The 23,976-nt window shown below is 71.4% G+C and carries 19 protein-coding genes and 1 pseudogene; 4 read left to right on the top strand and 16 right to left on the bottom strand.

Annotated features, from left to right (window positions below; all coding sequences use genetic code 11):
- Positions 1-26 precede the first annotated feature (26 nt).
- The 7 genes from IF04_RS0123360 to IF04_RS0123330 form a co-directional block, all read right to left on the bottom strand.
- The gene (locus tag IF04_RS0123360) at positions 27-1,277 is read right to left on the bottom strand and encodes an MFS transporter (RefSeq protein WP_030261301.1); all 1,251 of its coding nucleotides are present in this window, start codon (positions 1,275-1,277) and stop codon (positions 27-29) included.
- A gap of 204 nt (positions 1,278-1,481) precedes the next feature.
- Positions 1,482-2,762, bottom strand: a complete 1,281-nt coding sequence (gene phnA, locus IF04_RS0123355) for a phosphonoacetate hydrolase (protein ID WP_051831491.1) — start codon at positions 2,760-2,762, stop codon at positions 1,482-1,484.
- Positions 2,763-2,934: 172 nt separating this feature from the next.
- Positions 2,935-4,422: an APC family permease gene (locus tag IF04_RS0123350; RefSeq protein ID WP_245654482.1), complete on the bottom strand. Its 1,488-nt coding sequence runs from the start codon at positions 4,420-4,422 to the stop codon at positions 2,935-2,937.
- Between the two features lie 43 nt (positions 4,423-4,465).
- The gene (locus tag IF04_RS0123345) at positions 4,466-5,809 is read right to left on the bottom strand and encodes an aminotransferase family protein (RefSeq protein WP_030261296.1); all 1,344 of its coding nucleotides are present in this window, start codon (positions 5,807-5,809) and stop codon (positions 4,466-4,468) included.
- A 35-nt stretch (positions 5,810-5,844) separates the two neighbouring features.
- Entirely contained in the window at positions 5,845-7,158 is a 1,314-nt protein-coding gene (locus IF04_RS0123340; protein WP_030261294.1) for an ArgE/DapE family deacylase, read from the bottom strand.
- Positions 7,155-8,642, bottom strand: a complete 1,488-nt coding sequence (locus IF04_RS0123335) for an aldehyde dehydrogenase (RefSeq protein ID WP_030261293.1) — start codon at positions 8,640-8,642, stop codon at positions 7,155-7,157. The genes IF04_RS0123340 and IF04_RS0123335 overlap by 4 nt, the downstream gene beginning before the upstream one ends.
- A 30-nt stretch (positions 8,643-8,672) precedes the next feature.
- Positions 8,673-10,103 (bottom strand): purine-cytosine permease family protein, encoded by a 1,431-nt coding sequence (locus IF04_RS0123330; protein ID WP_037960447.1) that lies wholly within the window; start codon positions 10,101-10,103, stop codon positions 8,673-8,675.
- A gap of 149 nt (positions 10,104-10,252) precedes the next feature.
- Here IF04_RS0123330 and IF04_RS0123325 point away from each other — a divergent pair, with 149 nt between their 5' ends.
- Entirely contained in the window at positions 10,253-10,855 is a 603-nt protein-coding gene (locus IF04_RS0123325; protein WP_030261290.1) for a TetR/AcrR family transcriptional regulator, read from the top strand.
- On the opposite strand, the gene IF04_RS0123320 is transcribed toward IF04_RS0123325, so the two are convergent.
- The 6 genes from IF04_RS0123320 to IF04_RS0123295 all read right to left on the bottom strand — a co-directional run bounded on the left by IF04_RS0123320 (position 10,833) and on the right by IF04_RS0123295 (position 16,160).
- On the bottom strand, positions 10,833-12,002 hold the full coding sequence (locus IF04_RS0123320; RefSeq protein ID WP_030261287.1) for a M20 family metallopeptidase: 1,170 nt from the start codon (positions 12,000-12,002) through the stop codon (positions 10,833-10,835). The genes IF04_RS0123325 and IF04_RS0123320 overlap by 23 nt on opposite strands.
- Positions 11,999-12,679 (bottom strand): DUF1028 domain-containing protein, encoded by a 681-nt coding sequence (locus tag IF04_RS0123315; RefSeq protein ID WP_030261285.1) that lies wholly within the window; start codon positions 12,677-12,679, stop codon positions 11,999-12,001. Before IF04_RS0123315 ends, IF04_RS0123320 begins: the two co-directional genes overlap by 4 nt.
- A complete protein-coding gene (locus IF04_RS0123310; RefSeq protein ID WP_030261281.1) occupies positions 12,676-13,113 on the bottom strand; it encodes a RidA family protein in 438 nt (145 codons plus the stop codon). Before IF04_RS0123310 ends, IF04_RS0123315 begins: the two co-directional genes overlap by 4 nt.
- Entirely contained in the window at positions 13,110-14,582 is a 1,473-nt protein-coding gene (locus IF04_RS0123305) for a 4-hydroxyphenylacetate 3-hydroxylase family protein (protein WP_030261279.1), read from the bottom strand. Before IF04_RS0123305 ends, IF04_RS0123310 begins: the two co-directional genes overlap by 4 nt.
- A gap of 23 nt (positions 14,583-14,605) precedes the next feature.
- A complete protein-coding gene (locus tag IF04_RS0123300; protein WP_030261276.1) occupies positions 14,606-15,127 on the bottom strand; it encodes a flavin reductase family protein in 522 nt (173 codons plus the stop codon).
- A 124-nt stretch (positions 15,128-15,251) separates the two neighbouring features.
- A complete protein-coding gene (locus IF04_RS0123295; protein ID WP_030261273.1) occupies positions 15,252-16,160 on the bottom strand; it encodes a LysR family transcriptional regulator in 909 nt (302 codons plus the stop codon).
- A gap of 149 nt (positions 16,161-16,309) precedes the next feature.
- Between IF04_RS0123295 and IF04_RS0123290 the strand changes: the two genes are divergently transcribed.
- From IF04_RS0123290 to IF04_RS0123275, 3 genes are all read left to right on the top strand, one after another.
- On the top strand, positions 16,310-17,743 hold the full coding sequence (locus IF04_RS0123290) for a purine-cytosine permease family protein (protein ID WP_051831489.1): 1,434 nt from the start codon (positions 16,310-16,312) through the stop codon (positions 17,741-17,743).
- Between the two features lie 47 nt (positions 17,744-17,790).
- The gene (locus tag IF04_RS0123285; RefSeq protein WP_030261268.1) at positions 17,791-18,726 is read left to right on the top strand and encodes a LysR family transcriptional regulator; all 936 of its coding nucleotides are present in this window, start codon (positions 17,791-17,793) and stop codon (positions 18,724-18,726) included.
- 1,263 nt (positions 18,727-19,989) lie between these two features.
- On the top strand, positions 19,990-21,228 hold the full coding sequence (locus IF04_RS0123275) for an MFS transporter (protein ID WP_030261266.1): 1,239 nt from the start codon (positions 19,990-19,992) through the stop codon (positions 21,226-21,228).
- An 82-nt stretch (positions 21,229-21,310) separates the two neighbouring features.
- Here IF04_RS0123275 and bioD read toward each other — a convergent pair whose 3' ends face one another.
- The 3 genes and pseudogenes from bioD to IF04_RS37710 form a co-directional block, all read right to left on the bottom strand.
- On the bottom strand, positions 21,311-22,003 hold the full coding sequence (bioD, locus tag IF04_RS0123270; RefSeq protein WP_030261264.1) for a dethiobiotin synthase: 693 nt from the start codon (positions 22,001-22,003) through the stop codon (positions 21,311-21,313).
- Between the two features lie 16 nt (positions 22,004-22,019).
- A complete protein-coding gene (locus IF04_RS0123265; RefSeq protein WP_030261260.1) occupies positions 22,020-23,330 on the bottom strand; it encodes an adenosylmethionine--8-amino-7-oxononanoate transaminase in 1,311 nt (436 codons plus the stop codon).
- Positions 23,323-23,976: pseudogene (locus IF04_RS37710) on the bottom strand (biotin synthase BioB); the annotation flags it as partial. The gene IF04_RS0123265 and the pseudogene IF04_RS37710, both read right to left, overlap by 8 nt.

Raw genomic sequence — 23,976 nt, 5'->3', positions numbered from 1 at the left:
CTGGATCAGTGAGCAAGCTGCCTGGCTTACGCAGCCGTTGCGGGAACGCGGTTCCACTGCGGGAGCATCAGCAGACCCGCGAGGAGCGCCGCGGCGGCGAAACCGTAGAACAGCGCGGTGCCGGAGAGGAAGCCGGGCAGCAGGCCGCCGAGGATGGCACCCACCGAGCCGCAGCCGTTGACCAGCCCGGCGGCCGTGCCCGCGCCACCGGCGGCGCCGAAGTCCACCGCCGCGACACAACTGATCATCGCGTCCGCCGCGTACACGGCCAGCCCGATCACCGCCAGCACCGCGATCATCACCACCGCGCTGCCGGTCGCCGTCAGCGGCATGAACAGCGCGAGCGCGACGGTCAGCAGTCCCAGCGCCAGGACGCACGGCGGCACCCGGCGGGACCGGAAGACGGTGTCGGAGACCCAGCCGATCACGATGGGCGCGAGCACGCCCGCGACACCGAACGCCACCGGGATGAGCGTGGCCCCCACCTTGCCGACCTCCGGCAGTTGCCGGCTGACGATCACCGGACCCCACAGCAGGATCGCGTACCGGGCCGGCTTGAGCAGGAAGTACGCGGCGCCCAGCGTCAGCACCATGCGGTCGCGCAGCGCTTCCTTGTAGAGGGCGAGAGCGCGCTGCCGCGGCGGCGCCACCACTGCGGGCTCCTCCTCCGTACGGTTCGGATCGGGCAGCCCCACGTCCTGCGGCGTGTTCCGCTGGAAGACCAGGAACAGCACCAGGACGACGGCGAGCGTCGCCGCGCCCGCGAGGAACGCCGCGTGCCAGCTCTCGAAGACCTCGTACGCCCACCAGCCCAGGAACGGCGGCGCGGCGAGGCCGCCGAACGCGTAGTTGCTGCTCCAGATGCCGAGTACCCGGCCCCGCTCGCGCACCGTGAAGAAGCTGCCCATGTTCTTGCACAGCGGCGCCCAGCCCGTCGACTGCGCCAGTCCCTGGAGCACCATCGCCCCGCCGAACACCAGCACGGCGCTGCTGAGCCCCATCGCGCACGCGGCGACGACCGCGCCGATCATGCCGCCGGCGACCACCACCCGCGGCCCGAAGCGGTCGGCCCACATGCCCCACAGGAACTGCCCGGCCGCGTACGCCGCGAGGTACACCGCGTCCAGCACGCCGAGCACCTGCTCGGTCAGCACCCCGTTCACCAGGGGATCGTCCAGGATGCCGAGCTTGGCGACCGAGAATGCCTGGCGGACGAAGTAGAAGCCCGCGTAGGCGAGCCAGGTGACCGCGAAGATCTGCCGGCGCCAGCGGGTCATCCCCCTCAGCGCCTCCCGCGTGGAGAGCGGGGGGCCGGGTCTTGGTGATGGTACGGACTGCGGTGCGAGGTCGGCCATGGCGGAGTCCTGTCCCTCGGCCTGGATTCGGGCATGACGGGGCCCCGGCGCGCGCCTCGGCGGCACGCCGGGGCCGGGTGGTGCGTCCGTATGAGGGGGGTTGGGATGAGCTGGGGTGACGGTGCGTCAGTCGGTGAGCGGCACCCCCGCCGCCACCGACGTGCCCACCCAGTAACTGTCGAAGTTACGCAGCCGGTGGCCCTGGGGGACCGGTCCGACCCGCGCGTTCACCAGGAACGGCACGCGCTGCTCGGTCAGCCCGCCGTGCGAGCGCAGCGGCTCCTCGAACCCGGAGATGTCGTGCCGGGCGGGCGTGGTGCCCAGTACCGTGTTGCGCTCGGCGATCACGACCAGCTCGCCGATCCGGTCGCCCGGCAGCTCGAAGCGGACGCAGGCCCGCTCCCGGCCCATCACCTCGGACACACCGTCGAGGCGGGCCAGCTCGGCGCGGAGTGCGTCCGCGTCCGCGCCCTGCGGGAGGTGCACCGTCGCGTACGAGCCGAGCGCGCCGTGGTGCACCGTGTACGGGTCGGTGATGGGCAGCACGACACGCGCCGCGCCCGCACCGAGACGGGCATCCAACTCGTCCTGGAGGAACACCACTTGAGCGTCCCCGTCGCCATCGCTCTTGGCGTTCATCCCGTGATCGGCGGTGACGACCAGCACGGCGCCCAGCGCGTCGATCCGCGCGAAGTGGCCGTCCAACATGGCGTAGAAGTCGTTCGCGACGGGGGAGCCGGGCGCGTGCTTGTGCTGGATGTAGTCCGTCAGCGACAGATACATCAGCTCCGGACGGTCCCGCTCCAGCACGTCCACGCCCGCCGCCATCACCAGCTCGCTCAGCTCGGCGCTGTAGACCGACGGCAGCTCCATGCCGACCCGCTCCAGCACCTTCTCGATGCCGTTGTCCTGCTGTGTGACCTGGTCGGCCTTCTCGGCGGAGAAGCAGATGCCGTCCTTGAGGCCCTTGCCCAGCAGGCGGCGCAGCTTGTCCTTCGCGGTGATCACCGCGACCTTCGCGCCGGCCTGCGAGAACTCCGCGAACAGCGTCGGCGCCCGCAGCAGCTCCGGGTCGTTCATCATGACCTCGGCGTCGGCGGCCGGGTCGTAGAAGTAGTTCCCGCAGATCCCGTGCACCGACGGCGGCACCCCGGTCGCGATGGAGAGATTGTTGGGATTGGTGAAGGACGGCATCGTGCAGTCCGCGCGCAGATCGCTGCCGTCCCGCAGCATCCGCTCCAGGAACGGCATCCGGCCGTCGGCGATGGCCCGCTCGTGATAGGCGTCCTCGCTGCCGTCGATGCACACCACGACGACGGGCCGGGCGGGCCAGGCGTACTCGCGCCCGTTGACGGTCAGCCGCTCCGTCCGCGTCCCGGACTGCCGCTCGGCACCAGCTTCCTTCATGTGCGGTTCCACCCCTGTGGTCGAAGTCGGCGGCCGGTCGCGCCGCCCTGCCCCACCAGGGAACACCGCCCGGGCCCCCGGCAGAACCACCGGAATCCCTATACCGCTCATAGCCCGACGCGGCGGCCCCCGGCGACCGACCGGGGGTCGCCGGGGGCCGCCGCGCCCGTGGTCAGTGCCGCGTGCCCTTCCCGCGCCGCCCCCACAGCCCCGCCGTGCCGACGGCCAGCAGGAGGACGACCGTGCCCAGGGTGAAGGTCTCGAAGGTGGTGCGGGAGACGCCCCAGACGTCGGCGAAGTCGTACGGCAGACCGACGAGGTGCTCCAGGGTGCCGGGGAACAGCGCCACCCAGGAGCCCAGCACGATCCACGCGTACACGAGCGACGCGCACACCACGAAGCCGCGCGTGCCGAACGGCACCTCGTACGGGCGCGGCACCTCCGCGCGCCGCAGCCGCAGCCGGATCAGGGCCGGCACGATCGCGAGGTACGACAGCAGCAGCGTTGTGATCGCGACCGTCAGGACGACACCGAACACCGCGGCGGCGTCCCCGGCCGCCAGATTCATCGCGGCGACCATGAAGAGCGTCGCGGTGATCCCGGAGAGCAGATTCATCCGTACCGGGGTGCCCAGGCGCGGGTGGAACGCGCCCAGCCCGCGGCTGAAGAACCCGTCGTCGGCCGCCGCCATCGCCTGCATCCGGTCGCTGACGATCATCCACGCGCTGCCCTGGGTGAGCAGCGCGAAGACGAACAGCACGGCGGCCATGGTCAGCAGCGGCCCGCTCCAGTCCCCGTACACACCGAAGACCAGCCGGGCCGCGTCCATGAACCCGCCGATGCCCGTCACCTGCCCGGCCGGTGCCGCCGAGAGGATCGCCAGTACGGGCAGCAGATAACAGCACGTGGCGATCAGCCCGGAGATCCCGATCGAGACCGGGACGTCCCGCTGCGGGTCGTGCATCTCGTCGCCCGCCGCGTTCGGTGCCTCGAAGCCGACGAAGGCGAAGAGCAGCACGGGCACCAGGCCCAGGAAGCCGACCGCGGTGGGGGAAAAGGAGGCCTGGTCCAGGCCGCGGAAGCCGTGCTCGACGCCGTACGCCACGGCCGTGCCCGAGAAGACGGCGAGCGCCAGCACCTTGGCCGCCGCGCCCGCCGTCGTGATCCACTTGCCACGGCGCAGCGACACGATCGCCGTGAGGATCGCCGCCCAGATGAACAGCAGCTTGAACGTGTAGTCGGCCACCGTCCCCGAGCCGAGGGGGAAGACGAAGCCGTCCCAGGACTCCGCCGCGATGAACACCAGCGAACCGCCGAGCCACACCGGATTGGTGACCCAGTAGAACAGCGTGGTGAGCGCCGCGGTGGTGCGCCCGAAGGCCAGCTTCACCCAGACGTACGGGCCGCCCTCCTGCGGGAAGGCCGCCCCCGTCTCGGCGAAGACCAGCGCGTACGGCAGCAGGAAGCCCACCGCGATCACGGCGATCCAGGTGACGGCCTCGCCCCCGCCGGTGGCGATCTGCCCCACCACGTCGAAGGAGATGACGGCCGCCACACCCATCGCCATGATGTCGAACCGGCGCAGGCTGCGGTGCAGGTGGGGGATGGTCTCAGGAGGAGGTGGTGGTGCGGGTGCGGATCTGGTGGGTGGTACGGACACGGCAGTGCGCCCTTCCAGTCGTGGCCGGTTGCGGAGGAGTGGCTCAGTCCCGGATCTCTCCGGCGGGCGTGGTGCGTTCCAGCACCGACCGCATCGCGGTCACCGTCTCCTTCACCTCCGCCTCCGTCATGACCAGCGGCGGGGACAGCACGATGCTGTGCGCGGAGTCCCGTACGATCACGCCCGTCTCGCGCCGGATCACATCGTGCGGCATCCGCTCGGGCCGCACCGGCAGCGGCGCGCGCGTCTCCTTGTCCGCGACCAGCTCGACGGCCAGCATCATGCCCACCGACCGCACCTCGCCGACCACCGGCAAATCACCCAGCTGCGCCTGGAGTTCGCCGTGCAGCGCACCACCGATCTCCACCGCGCGGGCCAGCAGCCCCTCCCGCTCGATGATGTCGAGATTGGCCAGCGCCACCGCCGCGGCGACCGGGTGACCGTTGTACGTGTAGCCCATCGGGAAGCCGTGCTCGCGCAGCAGCTGCTCGGCCACGTGGTCCCCGACCAGCAGTGCGCCCAGCGGCGTGTATCCGGAGGTGATGCCCTTGGCGGTGACGATGATGTCGGGCGTGACCCCGAAGTGCTGCGCCGCGAACCACTCGCCGACCCGCCCGTACGCCGTCACGACCTCGTCGAAGATCAGCAGGATGCCGTGCCGGTCCAGCACCTCCCGCACCCGCGGCCAGTAGTCCGCCGGCGGCACGAGCATCCCGCCCACACCCATGATCGGCTCGCCGATCATCGCCGCGATGTTGCCGGGCCCGATCTCCGCGATCCGCTCCTCCAGCTCCCGGATCAGGAAGTCGCAGGGGTCCTCGCCGCCGTACAGCTCCGTGCGGTACGGCCACGGCGGCGTCAGGTGGCTGACGTGCGGCATCATCGGCGCGAAGCCCTCGTGGTACAGCGGGAAGCCGGTCGCGGAGCCGCCGCCGTAACCGATGCCGTGGTACGCCTTGTCGCGCGCGAGGATCCAGGTCCGCGAGGACTCGCCGCGCCGGTGGTGGTAGTAGCGCGCCATCTTGATCGCGGCCTCATTGCCCTCCGAACCACCGGAGGTGAAGTACACATGGCCCAGGCCCTCGGGCGCGAGCGAGGTCAGCCGGGTGGCCAGCTCGATCGCCCGGTCGTTGGAGAACTCCCAGAAGCTGGTGAAGTACTCCAGCTTCTGCATCTGCTCGGCGGCGGCCCGCGCCACCTCCTCCCGGCCGTGCCCGATCTGCGCGAGCCAGAGCCCGCCGGTGGCGTCCAGGTACGAGCGCCCCTCGGCGTCGGTGAGCCGGCAGCCGGAGCCCTCGGTCATCACGACGCGCTCCTCGACGGTGCCGGGGAGATAGGGGTGGATGATCCGGGCCCGGTCGGCGGCGGCGAGTTCGGCGTGGTTCATGGAGTCCCCTTCAGAGGTTCGGTGGTCCTGGTCAGTCAGGCGGTCATGGTCAGTGCGGTCAGCGCGAGGGTCTGCGCGTTCGCGACCAGGTCGCTGACCTCGATGTACTCGTCGACGGTGTGGAGAGTGGGGGAGCCGTCGGGGCGGGTGGCGGTGGGGCCCAGGCAGACGGCTGGGGTGTTCCCGAAGCGGGTGAGGGTGGCGGCATCGGTCCAGGACGGCTCGCCGACGACGCGCGGGGCGCGGCCGAGCCCGGCGGCGGCCCCGCTGAGCGCTCCGACCAGAACGTGGTCCGCCGGTACTTCCGCGGGCGCCAGCTCGGTGTCCCAGGCGAAGACCGGCGGATGCGCGGCGAGCCAGCCGTCGGATCCGGTGGCCTTCCGTACGGTTTCCTCGATCTCCGTACGGACCCGGCTCGCCCAGCCGCCACCGTCCGCCTGCACCGGCAGATACGTGACGTCCAGGCAGACCTCGCAGGAGGCCGGGTAGGTCACCCACCACTCGCCGCCCTTGATCATCGTGGGCACGATGGATGGTGGTGGGAGGAGCGGGTGACGGTGCGTCGGGTCTGCCGCCCACCGCTCACGCAGCTCCCGAAGCGCGTCGAGGACCGGCAGTGTCTTCTCGATGGCGTTCACCGCGCCGCCCGACCGCCAGTCGCCGGGCGGGAACTCGGCGTGCCCCGGCCGCCCCGCGACGGTGACCGTGCCGCCGAGGATGCCGCGCTGGGCGGTGACGACGTTCAGGTCGGTGGGTTCGGGCACGACGGCGGCGTCGGCGCGCACCCCGTATCCGACCGAGGCGAGCGTGCCCGCGCCGTTCCACTCCTCGTCGGTCGCCGTGTTGATCAGCAGATCGCCGGGCAGCCGGATGCCGAGCGCGGCCAGTACCTCCGCCGCGACCACCGCGGCCGCGATGCCGCCCTTCATGTCGCACGTGCCGCGCCCGTACAGCCGCCCGTCCCGCACCTCGGCCCGGAACGGGTCGGAGGCCCAGTCGCCGCGCGGTTCGGCGGAGACGACATCGATGTGCCCGTTGAACAGCAGACTGCGACCGCCTCCCGTACCGGGGAAGCGCGCCACGAGCTGCGGCCGCCCGTCGAAGCCCAGCCCCGGCGGGGTCTGCGGCGACTCCGGCAGGTCCCCGGGCTTTGGCGTCCACACGTCCACCGTCGCGCCCGCGGCCCGCAGCCGCCCCGCCAGGAACTCCTGCAGATCCGCCTCGTCCCGCGCCGGCTCGCCGGCCGACCCCCGTACGGTCGTGTCGAAGCCGACGAGGGCGGTGGTGAGCGCGACCAGGTCGTCGGCCCGCCGCGCGATCTCTTCTGCAACATCCTGACGTTGCGTCATGCGTACTGGATCCATGTCGTCTTCAGCCCCGTGTACTTCGCGAAGGAGTGCAGCGACAGGTCGCGGCCGAAGCCGGACTGCTTGAAGCCGCCGAACGGCGTCACCGGGTCGAGCGCGTCCACCGTGTTCACCGACACCGTCCCGGCATGCAGTGCATCGCTCACCCGGTGCGCCCGGCCGATGTCCCGGGTCCACACCGAAGCGGCCAGTCCGTACGGCGAGTCATTGGCGATGCGTACCGCCTCGGCCTCGTCCGCGAACGGCAGCACGGCCAGCACCGGACCGAACAGCTCCTCGCGGGCCAGCGGCGCGTCCGGGGTCAGGCCGGTGACCACGGTCGGGTCGAGGTAGGCGCCGGGACCGTCCGGCCGGGTGCCACCGCAGGCCACCGTCGCGCCCGCGGCACGCGCGGTCCGCACCGCGCCCAGCACACGGTTCGCCTGCGCCTCGTCCACCAGCGGGCCGAGCACGGTCGCCGGGTCGAGCGGGTCGCCGGACCGCCACTGCCGTACATGCGCGACGACCCGGGCGGTGAACTCCTCCGCGATACAACTCTCCACGAGCAGCCGGGTGTTGGCGGAGCAGACCTGCCCGGAGTTGTACAGGAAGCCCCAGGCCGCCTTCTCCGCGGCGGCCTCCAGGTCGGCGTCGGCGAAGACGAGGTTCGGGCTCTTGCCGCCGCACTCGGGCCAGACCTGCTTGAGGTTGGACTCGGCGGCGTAGGAGAGGAAGAGCTTGCCGACGGCCGTGGAACCGGTGAACGCGAGCACATCCACATCCGGATGGCGGCCCAGCGCCTGCCCCGCCTCCTCGCCGAAGCCCGGTACGACGTTCAGTACGCCGTCGGGGATGCCGGCCTCGGTCGCGAGCCGGGCGAGCCGCAGCGCGGACAGCGGCGACTGCTCGGCAGGCTTGAGTACGACGCTGTTGCCGGCGGCGAGCGCGGGCGCGAGCTTCCAACTCGCCATGTCCAGCGGGAAGTTCCACGGCACCACCGCACCCACCACGCCCAGCGGTACCCGGCGGACCGTCGCGAGGCTGCCCGGTGCGGTCGGCGCCACCTCGTCGTACAGCTTGTCGACGGCCTCCGCGTGCCACGCGAAGCACCCGGCCGCGCCCGGCACGTCCACGGTCAGCGTCTCGGTGATGGGCTTGCCCATGTCGAGGGTGTCCAGCAGGGCCAGCTCCTCGCCGTGCTCCGTGATCAGCTCGGCGAGCCGCAGCAGCCGGCGCTTGCGCTCGGCGGGCGCGAGCCGCGACCAGCGGCCGTCCTCGAAGGCGGTACGGGCCGCGCGCACGGCCGCGTCGACGTCGTCGGCGCCGCAGCGGGCGACGTCGGCGACGGTCTTGGCGGTGGCGGGATCGATGTCGGAGAAGGTCCGGCAGTCGGTGGCGTGGACGTACTCGCCCCCGATGAACGCCCGTGTTTCAGAAGCGAGTTGGGCAGCCCGCTGCTGCCATTCGTTGTACGTGGGGGTGCTCATGGTGAGTGGCTCCAGGTCAGTGGGTGCAGGTCAGTGGGTGTCGGCGTACGGGGGAGGGGCGGCGGCCGCGCCGGACGCGGCCCGCGCGGCGGCCCGGCGTACCCGACGCCGCGCCGCGTACAGGTACACCGGCGTGGTGAAGAGCAGCCCGGCGAGCCAGCCGAGGTCGGTGTCGCCGAGGGCGTGGGCGAGCGGCCCGGTGTAGAGCGTCTGGGCCATGAAAGGCACCTCGATCAGGATGCCGAGCAGATAGACGCCCAGGGCCGTGGCGTTCCAGCGGCCGTAGACCCCGCCGTCCCGCGCGAAGAAGGACGGCACGTCGTATTCGCCGTGCCGGACGAGGTAGAAGTCGACGAGGTTGATGGCGGTCCAGGGGATCAGGACGTACTGCAGGAGGTAGATCAGGTTCAGATAGCTCGCCATGAAGAAGTCGGCGAAGGCAGCGGCCAGCACGAAGGACAGCGCGCCGAGGGCGAGCGAGAGGAGCGCGCGGACGGCCGGGCCCGGCAGCCAGCGGTGCGCGAAGGTCTGGACGGCGGTGACCACGCACAGCGTCGCGCCGTAGAGGTTCATCGAGTTGGTGAGCATGGTGACCGCGGCGAAGGACCACAGTGTGATCTGCGCGAGCGGGCTGCCGAGCAGTTGTGACTGCGCGGCCACGGGGTCGTCGCCGCCCACCGCGAGGCCGACGGCGACGCCGACCAGCATCGGCAGGACGCTGCCGAGCACACTGCCCCAGTACGTGCACCACAGCGTCGAGCGGACCTGGGCGCGGTCGGCGGGCATGTAGCGGGAGTAGTCCGAGACATACGGCGCGTACGCGATCTGCCAGAGCACACCGACGGAAACCATGCCGAGGAAGCCGCCGAGCGAGAAGCCACCGCGGGTCAGGAACCCGGCCGGCAGCCCGCCGAAGGCGATCCAGGCGGCGCCGACGAGCTGGACCGCGCCGAAGAGCCAGGTGGTCAGCCGGCCGATGCCGTGCATCAGGCGGTAGCCGACGACGGTGACGACGAGGCTGACCGCCGTGCCGAGCGCGATCCCGGCGTCGACGGGCACGGCCGGCAGCGCCTGCTCCAGCGACTGGGCGCCGAGCACCAGGTTGGAGGCGAAGAACCCCTGGTACATCACGACCACGACGAGGACCACGGCGAGCGCGCCGGTGCTGCCGAACTGGCCGCGGCTCTGGATCATCTGCGGCACGCCGAGCTGCGGCCCCTGCGCCGAGTGCAGCGCCATCAGGAAGCCGCCGCCGAGGTGCCCGACGAGCAGGGCGAGCACGCTCCACGCGAAGGACAGTCCGAAGACGGTGGGCGCGAGGGCGCCGGTGACCATCGTGAGCGGGCCGAGGTTGGCGGAGAACCAGATGGTGAACAGATCGCGCGTGCGGCCGTGCCGCTCGTCGTCGGGGATGACGTCGATGGTGTGCCGCTCCACGGTGGCGTTCGCTTCGCGTGCCACGCCGCCTCCTAGTGAGGGGGAGGGAATCGGGGGAGGATTCTTTGCAGCGATTCTTTGAACTGAGATTCAAACTATGGCGCGCTAGTCTGTCAATGCATCGCGGGGGAGAAGGCCGCATATGTTGAAGTGAGAAACGGGGAATTTACGGCATGGCAAGGACCAAGAACCAAGGCGCCCGCCGGGAAGCGCTCATCGAGGCGGCGGGCCGGGCGATCACCGGGCGCGGGCTGGCCGGCCTGCGGATCAAGGACATCGCGGCCGAGGCGGGAGTCTCCGCGGGCTCGGTGCTGTACTACTACCCCGAGCTCGACGACCTCGTCTTCGAGGTGCACCAGAGTGCGGTGGAGCGGTATCTGACCAACCGTCACACGGCCACAGACGACGCCGGTGACCCGGTCGAGCGACTGCGCGCGGCAGCGGCGAGCGGCCTGCCGCGCGACAGTGACGACGCCACCCACCGCTTGCTGTACGAACTGCACGGCCTCGCCGACCGCAGCCGCCAGCACGCCACACTGATGGCCTCGCTCTACGCCCGCGAGGCCGCGCTCTACACCACCCTCCTCGAACTGGGCGCCGCCTGCGGAGACTTCACCCTCGACCAGCCCGCCGCCGTCATCGCCCGCGACCTGGTCGCGCTGGAGGACGGTTACGGCCTGCACATCATCAGCCGCAACCCCGCGGTGGACCACGCCGCGGCGCGCGACGCGGTCCTCCGCTACGCCCGTACGGTCACGGCGTGCCCGCGGCTGTGAGTCGCTCCCGCTGCCGGGGGTCCGACGCCAAAGACACCGCCGTCAGCGCCAGGGCCGTCGCGCCGTCCAGCACGGCGCGGTCGGCCTCCGGCGTGACGCAGTGCGCCGCGAACTCCTTCTGGTGATTGACCGCGGGCAGCGACCCGATGCCGATGTACGGATGGATCGCGGGCAGTACCCGCGAGACATTGCCCATGTCGGTCGAGGCGCGGTTCATCCGTGCCTCGGGCGCGGACGGCGGTGTGAACTTCCGCCCGATGGCCTCCGCGTGCGCCCGGTACAGCCCGAGCATGTCGTTGTCCGTACGGAACTCCGCGTACGGCGGGCTCTCGTGTGCCACCGACAGCTCGCAGTCGGCCGCCAGTGCTCCTGCCTCGAAACACCGCTCGACGCGCGGCCGTACAGCCGCCAGCTCCTCCAGCGAACCGGCCCGTACGTACCACCGCCCGCTCGTCCGCTCGGGGATGGCGTTCGGCGCCTCGCCGCCGCGCGTCAGCATCCCGTGCACCCTTACGGAGTGCGGGAGTTGCTGGCGGAGCAGGCCGATCGCGACCTGCGCGACGGTGAACGCGTCCGCGGCGTTGCGGCCCTGCTCCGGGTAGGCCGCCGCGTGCGCGGCCTTGCCCTCGTAGTCGATCCGCAGATGCGCCACCGCGTACGGCTCCGCCTCCGCGACATCCACCGGGCCCGGATGCACCATCATCGCCGCGTGCATCCCGTCGAAGGCACCGCGCTCCAGCATCAGGATCTTCCCGCCGCCGCCCTCCTCGGCCGGCGTGCCCAGCACGGTCACCGTCAGCCCGAGGTCGTCGGCGACCCGGGCCAGCCCGGCCGCGGCCCCCACCGCCGAGGCCGCGATGATGTTGTGCCCGCAGGCGTGGCCCAGCCCCGGCAGTGCGTCGTACTCCGCGCAGAGCGCGAGGTGCAGCGGCCCGGAGCCGATCGTCGCGGAGAAGGCGGTGGGCAGGTCGCAGATCCCGGGGGTGATCCGATACCCCAGGTCGGCGAGGGCGGAGGCGGTCCAGTCGGCGGCCCGCTCCTCCTCCCAGGCGACCTCGGGGTGGGCGTGGATGCGGTGGCTGAGGGCGAGCAGGGCCTCCGAGGAACCGGCGACGGCGTCCCGCACAGCCGTATCAGTACCGCTCATGCGGGATCACCCGGCACGCCGTACCCAGGAGCCGCAGCCGGGTCCAGCGCGCGCCGCACATAGTCCGCCGCCTGCGGCTCCCACCGCTTCCACAGCGCCGCCAGCTCCGCCACCGGATCGCCGTCCGTCCAGTCCACCCGCAGATCGGTCACCGGCCACGGCACCTGCCCGCTGACCAGCAGCCCCGCCGAATGCACCGGACCGGCCTCGCCACCCGCCGCGGCCCCTGCTGACAGTGCGTCAACCAGGCGCTGCGCCAGCGGGGCCGCGGGCTCGGCGGCGAAGGCGGCCAGCATCGCGGCCGGCACGCCCGGGTCGGCGAGCAGATTGCCCGCCGCGACCGCGTCCGGACCGACGGCCTGCGCATGCACCCCGAGCGTGCGGTCACCGGAGTACGCGGCCGGCTCGCCGGAAGCCCCGACGGCCGTCAACTGCCGCCAGTCCACGTGCCGTACGGCCTGGGTGAGCCGCGCCACCGCGGTCTCCGCGTCGACCCCGTCCGCCAGCGCGTCCAGCAGCTCGGGACCCAGCCGCGGATCCGTCACGTTCTGCGAACAGGCAGCGCCGACCCCGGCCCGTACATACGCACAGCGCGCGGCGACGGCGGGCGAGGACGAGGACACCACAACACCGAATTCACCGGTGCGCGGGCAGCGCGCGGCAAGAGAGAAGGTCATCGCTGGTTCCCTCCGCGACGCTCGGACGGGATCACGGCCGTGGCATCGATCTCCACCAGCCACTCGGGCCGGGCCAGCGCCGAGACGACGAGCCCGGTCGAGACGTAGTGCACGCCCTTCAGCCAGCGGCCCATCACCCGGTAGACGTCCTCCCGGAACCGGATGTCCGTCAGATAGACAGTGATCTTCACGATCTCGTCGAGGCGGCTGCCGCACTCCTCGAGGAGCATGGCGATATTGGCCATGGCCTGCTCGGCCTGTGCCTCGACGTCCCCCACACCGACGTTCTCGCGGGTGTCGAGATCCTGTCCGATCTGGCCGCGCAGATACACCGTGCCCTCGGCGACCACCGCCTGCGCGAGGTCGTTGGAGAGGTTCTGCTCGGGGTAGGTGTCGGCGGTGTTGAAAGGGCGAATGCGCCGATGCGTCGTCACTTGGCCTTCCTTCCCAGCGTGCCGAGTACGTTGTCCGACAGTCCGGCCGCGTCCTTCACCAGGTCCAGCGGGCCGTCCCAGTCGAAGTTCCGGTACACCGCGCCGAGGTGCGCGAACGGCGGTGACTGCGCGAACAGTTGGAAAGTGAGCCGGTGGCCCGCGTAGTCGGAGTTCAGCAGGTCACGCGCGTACGCGAGGAGCTTGCGGCGGTCCTCCGCGACCCAGTGCTCATTGACCGAGTAGAACTTCTCCAGCCACGGTGCGGTGTCCGGGTGGTCGAAGGACGCCTTGTCGGGTGTGATGCAGATCTGTCCGCCGCACAGCTCCCGCGCGATGTGCATCATCTCGTGCAACTGCGAACAGGCGAGCACACGGCCGGTGTACAGCAAGGACTGATTGGGCATCAGCAGCCCGCCCGGGCTCGGCTCCGCCATCGCCACCGCCGCCGTCAGATGCGCGTTGATGCCCTCCCGGTAACACGCCAGCGTCGCCAGCTTCTCCTGCACGGCCTGCTGCTTCTCCAGCCCGGTCTGCTTCACGTTCCACAGCGCCGCGCCGATCATCAGGTCCGCGAGCCGCAGATTGCGCTGGGTGAAGGCGTACGCGCTGTACCGGTGCAGGGTCGCGCGGATGAAGATGGCCGCCTTGGTGTCCCGGTAGAACAGCACGTTCTCCCAGGGGATCTCGACGTCGTCGAAGACGACGAGGGTGTCCACCTCGTCGAAGCGGTTGGCGAGCGGATAGTCCTCGGCGGGCGCGCGGCCCGCGAAGCCCGTACGGCAGATGTACTTCAGCCCCGGCGAGCCCATGTCGAGCATGAACCCCAGGGCGTAGTCCGAGAGTTCGGAGTCACCCCAGTTGGCGATCGTGGGCTTGGTGAACGCCTGGTTGGAGTAGGCCGCCGCGGTCTCGTACTTCGCGCCGCGCACCACGATTCCGCGGTCCGTCTCCTTCACGACATGCAGCAGCATGTCCGGGTCCTGGTCCTGCGGACGCTTGGAACGGTCGCCCTTCGGGTCGGTGTTGGCCGACACATGGAACGGGTCGCCGAAGCACGCCTTGTCGATGTGGCGCTTGACGTTGTCGCTGTAGGCCGGGTTGATCGCGTCCAGTACGTCCTGCCCGTCGATCAGCGACCACACCTCGCCGATCGTCTCGTCACCGACCCGGGTGACGACCCCGCCAACGTCCGTCAGTACGGCGTCCGTTGCCGCCCGCTTGGCGTCCCAGTCCTCCCGCGTCCGCGGCGGCTTCTGCTGGATCGCGTTGACCTCGCCGGTGTCCGGGTCGGTGTACGTCATGACCTCGCGGGTGTCCGGCTCGTGGGCCATGTCGTAGATACGGGACCGGATGTCGACCAGCGGCTTGAAGGCGGGGTGTGCGGTGACATCGGCGACCTTCTCGCCGTTGATCCACACCTCCCGGCCGTCGCGGATCGACTCCCGGTACTGCTCCCCGGTACGGATCATGCGGGTTCTCCTGGAGATAGGTGTCAGAGCGGGCGGTGGGACCCGTAAGCACGGGCGTGGTGCACGAGCGGCGCGGCTTCCGTGACCGACGAGGCGAGCACCTCGCCGATCAGGATGCGGTGCGTACCGTGTTCGTGATGAGTGGCCAGGCGGCAGTCGAAGACGGCGGAGGCGCCGGCCAAGGTGGGGGCACCGGTGTGCAGCGGCAGCCAGCGCGCGCAGCCGAAGTCGTACGGCGCGCAGCCGTCCGCGGCCCGTCCGGCGAAGACGTCGGAGACGCGGGCCTGGTCCACGGCCAGGACATTGACGGAGAAGACGCCGTTACGGGCCGCGGCATCCGCGAGCGGGCTGCGCCGGTTCACGCACACCAGCAGCGACGGCGGATCGGCCGACACCGAACTCATCGCACTGACCGTCTGCGCAAAGCGTCCGGCGGAGCCGTCCGTGGCGACCACGGTGACGCCGGTGGCGGCATTCCCCATCGCCGCGACGAAGTCCGCGCGCAGCGTCCGCGGATCCACGGCGTCGTCCAGAGTGAGGGTCATCATCAGCCTCCCGAGGCGTGCGGGCTCTGCTGAGACATGACTATGGGCGCGCCGCTCTGCATCCGTAAAGCAGAGGTTTTCGACCTACTGCATCTGTTTTACAGATACTGCGACTTCGGGCAGGTCACGCCCCCAGCGCCTGCCGGCACACCGCCGCGAACGCCTGGGCGCGGCCCGTCGGCCGGATGCCCGCGAGCCGGGCCAGCACCACCGGCAGGGCCGGCAGCGGATCGGTCAGCCGCAGCGCCACCGCCCGCCCGCCGTCGTACGTCGCGTCGTGCACCGGCCGCTGGTTGAGGATCGCGAAGCCGTGCCCCGCCGCCACCATCGCGCGCACCGTCTCGTAACTCGTACTGCGGTGCCGCACCCTCGGCTCCACGCCCGCCTTCAGGAACAGCGAGCGGAAGTAGTCCCGGCTCAGCGGCAGATCCAGCAGGATCATCGGCTCCGCCGCCAGCTCCGCCAGCCGTACCGCACCGGTACCCGCCAGCGGATGGTCCGGCGGCACCAGCGCGTACGGCGGCGCCACCGCCAGCACCTCCCGCTCGATGTCCGGGTCCAGCCCCAGGTCGTACAGGAGCGCCAGCTCGCACGTGCCGCTGCGCAGGTCCTCCTGCACCGTCCGGATGTCGCCCTCGGTGACCTGCACCCGCACCGCGGGGTGCGCCTGCCCGAACTCCCGCAGCAGCCGCGGCAGACAGAACGGCGCCAGCGTCTGGAAACAGCCCACCGCCAGCTCGCCCACCAGCTCCGTACCGAGGCTGCGCGCCGCCTCCGTCAGGTCCTCGGCATGCGTGAGGAAGCCGCGCAGCTCGTGCAGGAAGCGCTCACCGGCCCGGGTCAGCGACAGCCCCTTCGCATGCCGCCGGATCAGCAGCTGCACCCCCAGCTCCCGCTCCAGGTGCGTCACCGCGGTCGAGATCGCCGACTGCGAGACATTGATCCGCTGGGCCGCCGCAGTCATGCTGCCGAGCTCCGCCGCGGCGAGGAAGTACCGCAGCTGTACGAGGGTGAAGTTCGCGTCCTTGGGCATGGGGCAGCTCCTGTGCGTCGTGATGACGGGATCCTGCCATCCCCGCTGCATCGGTTCATCAGATGGAGGAGCACAGATTTCTCTGATTGACCGGATCAACAGGGCTGTCCGAGACTCCCTGCCATCCCACGTGAGGCGAGGAGACGCCCGTGCCCGAACCATCGGAAGCGCTCGAAAAGCACACCATCGACCACGTCCCCGAAACCGAACGGCACGGCAGGGTCCGCGACCTCTTCACGATGTGGTTCGGCACCAACATCGCGCCGTTGCCGCTGGTCACCGGCGCGATGGGCGTCCAGGTCTTCCACCAGTCCTTCGTCTCCGCGGTCCTCGCCATCGTCGTCGGCCAGCTCGTCGGCGGCGTCTTCATGGCGCTGCACTCGGCACAGGGGCCGCAGCTCGGCGTCCCGCAGATGATCCAGAGCCGGGCACAGTTCGGCTCGGTCGGCGCCCTGCTCATCGTGGTCGTGGCCGCCGCGATGTACGTCGGCTTCTTCGCCTCCAACATCGTGCTGGCGGGCAAGTCCCTGCACGGCCTCGCGCCCGCCGTCCCCGTCGACGCGGGCATCCTGCTCGGCGCGGCCGGCTCGGCGGCCATCTGCCTGATCGGCTACCGCCTCATCCACACCCTCAGCAAGATCGCCACCATCGTCCTCGGCCTCGGCATCCTCGCCGGCCTCGCGATGGTCATCGCGCGCGGCCTGCCCGACGACTTCCTCACCCGCGGCTCCTTCACCTTCGCCGGCTGGCTCGCCACCGTCTCGCTCAGCGCCCTGTGGCAGCTCGCGTTCGCCCCGTACGTCTCGGACTACTCGCGCTACCTGCCGCGCACGGTCCGCACCGCGAGCACCTTCTGGGCCACCTACTGGGGCTCCTGTCTCGGCTCCGCGCTGCCCTTCCTCGCCGGTACGGTCGTCGCGTTGGTCAGCCCCGACCCGGACGCGGTCGCCGGATTCCACGACGCGGCCGGCGCCTTCGGCCCGGTACTGCTGCTGCTCTTCCTCTTCAGCGTCATCAATCACAACGCGCTCAACCTCTACGGCGCGGTCCTCTCGATGATCACCATCGGGCAGACCTTCCGGGCCCGCTGGCAGCCGCGCGTCGCCGCCCGCAGCGCGGTCTCGGCACTCGTCCTGGCCGCATCCCTGCTCATCGCCCTCGGCCTCTCCAGCGACTTCGTCACCCACTTCGTCAATCTCGTCCTCGTCCTGCTGGTTGTCCTCGTCCCCTGGACCGCGATCAACCTCATCGACTTCTATCTGCTGCACCACGGCCGCTACGACTTCGACGCCCTCTTCGCCCCGGACGGCGGCCGCTACGGGCGCTTCAACCCGGTGGCACTCGGCTCGTACGCCGTCGGCATCGTCGTACAGATCCCGTTCCTCGCCACCGACCTCTACACCGGACCGCTCGCCGCGCACCTCGGCGGCGCCGACCTGTCCTGGCTGGTGGGGCTCATCGTCACGGCACCGCTGTACTACCTGTGGGCCCGCGCGCGACAGGGCACGGGGGAGGGGGCCGCTGATCTGGACAGTACGGATGGACCGGTCGTGGCTCTGTCCGGCGGGCAGCCGGAGAGTTAGGCTGCGGCCCGCCTGTCAGTCGATCTTCGCAAGCCTCAGGGGGTGCCATGGAACTCAACCTCCACCGGCTGTGGATCTTCATGCAGGTCGTCGAGCACCAGGGCTTCTCCGCCGCCGCGCAGAAGCTCTACATGAGCCAGCCCTCGGTCTCCAACCAGGTGCGCAAGCTCGAACAGTCGCTGCGCGTCACACTCGTGGACCGCTCCGGAACCCGCGCCCGGCCGACCGCCGAGGGCGAGGTGCTCGCCGAGTACGGCAAGCGGGTCTTCCTGCTCGCCGAGGAGGCGGTCGCGGCCGTGCAGCAGGTCAGCGGGCTGGCCACCGGCCGGTTGCTGGTCGGCGGCTCGACGACCGTCGGCACCTACCTGCTGCCCGCGCTGCTGGCCCGGTACCGGGAACGGCACCCCGCCATCGAGTGCGACATCTTCGTGGGCAACGGCGAGGCGGTACAGGAACAACTCCTGGGCGGCGGCATCGGGATCGCGGTGGTGGCCGGCAGCCCGCACGGCGACCGGCTCGTCGTGGAGACCGTGCTGGACGAGCGGCTGGTACTGGTCGCGGCCCCCGGCCACCGGCTCGCGGGCGCCGCCGAGGTGACGCCCGCGGAGCTGGCCGGGGCGCGCTTCCTGCTGCGCGAACCCGGCTCGCAGACCCGCAGCCTGCAGGAACAGGTGCTGGCCGACTGGGCGCTGGAGGACGTGCCGCGCGCGGACATCTGGGGCCCGGAGGCCGTGAAGCAGTGCGTGGCCGCCGGCCTGGGGCTGGCGCTGATCTCCGAACACGCGGTGGGGGAGGACGTACGGGCCGGCCGGCTCGCCGTACTGCCCGTCGTGCCCGCGCCGGAGCCCCGGCCGGTCAGCCTGGTGCACCGCAGGGACCGCCTGCTCTCCCCGGCGGAACGTGCCTTCCTCACCCTGCTGCGTGAACTGCGTCACTGGCCAGGGGAGTTGCCCGGCCCGGGAACCCACAGTACGGACGAGTAACGGCCGGTCGGAGACAGTGGCGTGCGCCACCCACCGCCCTTATCCGGCCGTCACCCCGTGCCTTCCGCCTCCCGCGGCCGTTTGCGCCCGCACGGGCCGTGATCAGCCCAAGTACCGCGCAGGGGCCGGTTCGGGAGGGTTCCGCGGTGGCTGCACACCGGCCGAGGCCAGCAGGCCGGTGACCGCCTCGTAGCGGCGCGTGATCACGGTGGCACGCACTGCCATCACGAGGGTGCGCACCCGCGCACAAGTGCATCCATGCACCACCTCACTCGGATGCAATATTGCACTTTTCGCTGGCCGGGCGGAGCGCATCCGCTGCTCGGGCGGCATGTGGCACCCAGTGCCACCCAAGCCCCCGTCACCGGGCCGTCCACCCCGCATGAGCAAACGCATATGGTCACGCAACGCGCGTATACCCAAGGGTCGGCAATGTGACCGGATCGGAGTGTGCGCAGAAGCGAACGAGGCGCCAGAGTTACCGGACCAATCACGGCAGGACCGAAGTCCGCCCCTGGGGAGGGGGCGCACCGAGAGGTCCCGCCACGACAGATGGGGTGGGCCAAGAAATGTGGGCTGTGATGGTGCGGTGAGGGCGCTGCAGGTGAGGCAGGGCGACCTGGTGCTCCTTCAGGGCCGTTGGCGGCAAGTCCAGTCCGTTAGAGCGGATGTGCGGGCGGTGGGAGCGCCGGCCGTCGTGCTGGTCTTCCAGCGCGGTTCGGTGGCAAGAGTCCGTGCCACCGACGCACTGGCAGTACAGCGCGGCAGCAAGCACCTGCGCTCACAGGTGCCGTGCACGAGCATACGAAGCGTCCCGGCGCGGGGCACCGGCGTGGCCCGCGAGGGCCGCTGACCGATCCGCGGACGCGACCGGCGTCCGGAGACGACACATCGCGGACGCGGCCGGCGCCCGGAGACGGCGTACTGTTCAACCCGCCGTCTCCGGGCGCCGCGCCGTGCCCAGCACCACGGGCGAGGACGGCAGGGCGATACCGCGCGGCGGAACCCGCAGCGGTCGGTGCGACTCCACCGCGAACCCCCGTACGACCCGACGGCGGCTCCCGCCGCTGATTGCGCCGCCGGGAGGCCGGTCTGTCGCCGGTCCCGGCACCGCGCGTACCTGACAGGCGAGGGCCCGTCCTAGAATGGCGTCTCGGCCGCGTCGGCGCGGGCCCGCGGCCGAGCCTTCTCCGCCGCACGCCTGCCCACCCCGACGTACGCCCAGCACCAACCCGTACGGACGGAAGAGCAGGACCAGGACGCATGCCCAACCCACCCGCGGACGTGGCCACGGAACCGGCCGCCACCCAGCCCGACACCTACGCCCGCAAAGCGGTACTCGCCTCCGCCGTCGGCTACGGCCTGGAGGGCTTCGACCTCCTCATCCTCAGCTTCGCTCTCTCCGCGATCACCGCGGGGCTGGGCCTGAGCTCCGCCCAGGCCGGGTCGCTCACCACGATCACCCTCATCGGCTGCGTCGCCGGCGGGCTCCTCTTCGGCATACTCTCCGACCGCCTCGGCCGCATCCGCGTCCTGACCTGGTCGATCATCCTCTTCGCCGTCTTCACCGGCGTCACGGCGATCGCCCAGGACTTCACCCAGCTCGCGGTCTCCCGCTTCATCGCCGGCATGGGTATCGGCGGCGAATTCGGCATCGGCATGGCGCTGGCCGCCGAGGCGTTCCCCAGCCGCAAGCGCGCCCGCGGCACCTCCTACGTCGGCCTCGGCTGGCAGACCGGCGTCCTCGCCGCCGCCCTGCTCTCCGCGCCCGTCATCAACGCCTGGGGCTGGCGCGCCCTCTTCGCCCTCGGCGTGCTGCCCGCGGTCGCGGCCTTCCTCTTCCGCCGCACCATGCACGAGCCCGCCGCGTTCACTGCCGCGAAGACCGCCGAGCGCCCGGCCACCGCGCCGCTGCGCTCCCTGGTCGCCACCCCCGCCGCGCGCCGCGCCACCCTCGGCGTCCTCGTCCTGACCTCGGTACAGAACTTCGGCTACTACGGCATCATGACCTGGCTGCCGAGCTACCTCTCCCAGCAGTTCGGCTACAGCCTCACCAAGTCCGGTGCCTGGACCGCCGTCACCGTCGTCGGCATGGCCTGCGGCATCCTCGCCTTCGGCCACCTCGCCGACCGCATCGGCCGCCGCCCCACCTTCTGGATCTTCCAGGCGGGCTCGGTCGTCACGGTCCTCGCGTACGCCACGCTCGAAACGCCGACCGCGCTGCTCATCGGCGGCGCGGTCATGGGCGCGTTCGTGAACGGCATGACCGGCGGCTACGGCGCGCTCATCGCCGAGCTGTACCCGACGCACGCCCGCGCCACCGCGCAGAATGTCCTCTTCAACGTCGGCCGCGGAATCGGCGGCTTCGCGCCGCTGGTGGTCGCCCTGGTCGCCGGCACCTACGGCTTCCAGAAGGCCATCGGCCTCCTCGCCGTCATCTACGTCCTGGACATGGCGGCGATGCTCCTGATTCCGGAACGGAAGGGTGCGGAGCTGGACTGAGGGCTGCGCCCAAACCCAGCCCGTCCGGCGATTGAGGACCGGGGGTCCGGGGGCAGCGCCCCCGAAACCCCCGGCGCGGGCGTCACCCGCCCCAAGTCCCGCCCAGCCGCGGCGCCAGCCAAGACCCCGCCCGCGCCCGGAACCGCGCAGGCGGCAACGCCCCCGACCCGGCCGGCACCAGTCCCAACAACGGCGCCCCCGCCACCTCCGGCAGATCCTCCACGTTGCAACGCGACGCCAGATCCGGCTCGGCGGGCCAGCTGCCGATGACCACGCCCGCACAAGCGATGTCCATCGTGCGCAGCGCGAGCGCCGTAAGCGCCGTGGCATTCAGCGTGCCGAGCCCGGCCTGCGCCACCATCAGCATCGGCGCGCCGAGCGCCTTCGCCGCGTCGGCCAGGGTCGCGCCGGCCTCGTCGAACCGGACCAGCAGCCCGCCCGCCCCCTCCACCAGCACCACATCGTGCTCGGTGGCCAGCTTGCCCGCCGCTTCGGCGATCTCGTGCGGGCGTACCGGTGGGAGCCCGGCCCGGCGGGCGGCGGTCGCGGGCGCCAGCGGCTCGGGGTACCGGGCGAGTTCGGCAGTGGTGACGCCGGAGCCCGCGAGTCGCGCGACCTCCGCGACATCCCCCGGCTCGCCTGCTGCCACGCCGGTCTGTGCGGGTTTGAGCACCGCGACCGTCCGGCCGCGGGCCAGTTCGGCGGCGGCGATGGCGGCGGTGGTGACCGTTTTGCCGATCTCCGTGCCTGTGCCCGTGATGAACAGCACCGACATACTTACGTGTTCCTCCTCAGCCCTCGCGCGCGGCGGCGCACACCGCGGCGCAGATACGGGCGATGTCCTCGTCGCCGGTGATGTACGGCGGCATCGTGTAGATCAGGTCGCGGAACGGGCGCAGCCACACGCCGGTCCCGACCGCGGCCCGGGTCGCGGCCGTCATGTCGATCGGGTGGTCGAGTTGGACGACGCCGATGGCGCCCAGTACGCGTACGTCCTGGACGCCCGGGATCGTCCGGGCTTGTTCCAGTCCGTCCCGCAGCCCGGCCTCGATCCGCTTGATCTCCTGGCGCCAGTCCTGGGCCAGGAGCACATCCAGCGAGGCGTTGGCGACCGCGGCGGCCAGCGGGTTGGCCATGAACGTCGGCCCGTGCGCGAGCACCGGCACCTCGCCCCGGGAGATCCCGTCCGCCACCCGAGGCGTGCACAGCGTCGCCGCCATCGTCAGATAGCCGCCGGTCAGCGCCTTGCCGACGCACATCACGTCCGGTACGACATCCGCGTGGCCGGCCGCGAACAGCTCGCCGGTGCGGCCGAAGCCCGTGGCGATCTCGTCGAAGACCAGCAGCACGTCGTGTGCGTCGCAGGCTTCTCGCAGCACCCGCAGATACGCGGGGGAGTGGAAGCGCATGCCGCCCGCGCCCTGTACGACCGGCTCCACGATGACCGCGGCCAGTTCGTCGGCGTGCCGGCCGATCATGTCGCGCAGGTGGTCCGCGTACGCCTCGTCCACCGGCGCGTCGAACCCGCCGGGCGGCGCGTCGGCGAACACCTGCCGGGTCAGCACCCCGGACCACAGCTCGTGCATGCCGCCGTCCGGGTCGCACACCGACATCGGCTGCCAGGTGTCGCCGTGGTACCCGCCGCGCCAGGTCAGCAGGCGCTGCTTGGCCGGGCGGCCGAGCGAACGCCAGTACTGCAGGCACATCTTGGCCGCGACCTCGACGGAGACGGACCCGGAGTCGCACAGGAAGACATGCTCCAGGTCGCCCGGCGCGATGTCGGCGAGCCGCTGGGCGAGCCGGACGGCGGGCTCGTGGGTGAGCCCGCCGAACATCACATGGCTCATCCGGTCGAGCTGGCCGCGCGCGGCCTCGTTCAGTACCGGGTGGTTGTAGCCGTGGATCGCCGACCACCAGGACGACATGCCGTCGACCAGCTCGGTGTGACCCTGGACCGGCTCGGCGGTCCGCAGCCGGACTCCGGCGGCGGACTCGATCACCAGTGGGTCGTCCTTGCCGGGCATCGGGCCGTACGGGTGCCACACATGCTGCCGGTCCAGGGCCAGCAGGTCGCGCACGTCCATCGGTTCCGGCTCAGGCATTGGGCGGCAGGTCGGTGCCGGCGCCGCGGCGGCGCACCGCGACCAGGTCGGTACGGGCACCGTCGGCGTCCGGCGCCTCGGCCACCGCACCGGCGGCGACCGGCTGCGGCTCGGCGGTAACCGGCTCGGCGGCGGTCGGCTCGGCCCCGGCGTCACCGCACGGCGCGCAGCCGCCGCCACCACCGTGTCCGCCGCAGCCGCCCGTGGCTTCCTCGGCGTGAAGCCGGCGTCGGCGATCATGGCGAGGTCGTCCTTGCCGGCCTGGCCCTCACTGGTCAGGTAGTCGCCCAGGAAGATGGAGTTGGCCAGGTGCAGCGCGAGGGGCTGGAGCGTACGCAGGTGGACTTCGCGGCCGCCGGCGAGGCGGACCTCGACGTCGGGGCAGACGAAGCGGACCATGGCGAGGATGCGCAGGGCGCGTTGCGGGGTGAGGTTCCACTCCTTGGCCAGTGGGGTGCCCTCGAAGGGGATCAGGAAGTTGACCGGGACGGAGTCGGGGTCCAGCTCGCGCAGGGAGAAGACCACGTCCACCAGGTCCTCATCCGTTTCGCCCATGCCTGCGATCAGGCCGGAGCAGGCGGACATGCCGGCGGCCTGGGCCTGCTGGACGGTGGAGACGCGGTCCTCGTAGGTGTGCGTCGTGGTG

This window comes from Streptomyces violens (assembly GCF_000717745.1).
Taxonomy (GTDB): Bacteria; Actinomycetota; Actinomycetes; order Streptomycetales; family Streptomycetaceae; genus Streptomyces; species Streptomyces violens.
This window is presented reverse-complemented; position numbering and strand designations above follow the sequence as displayed.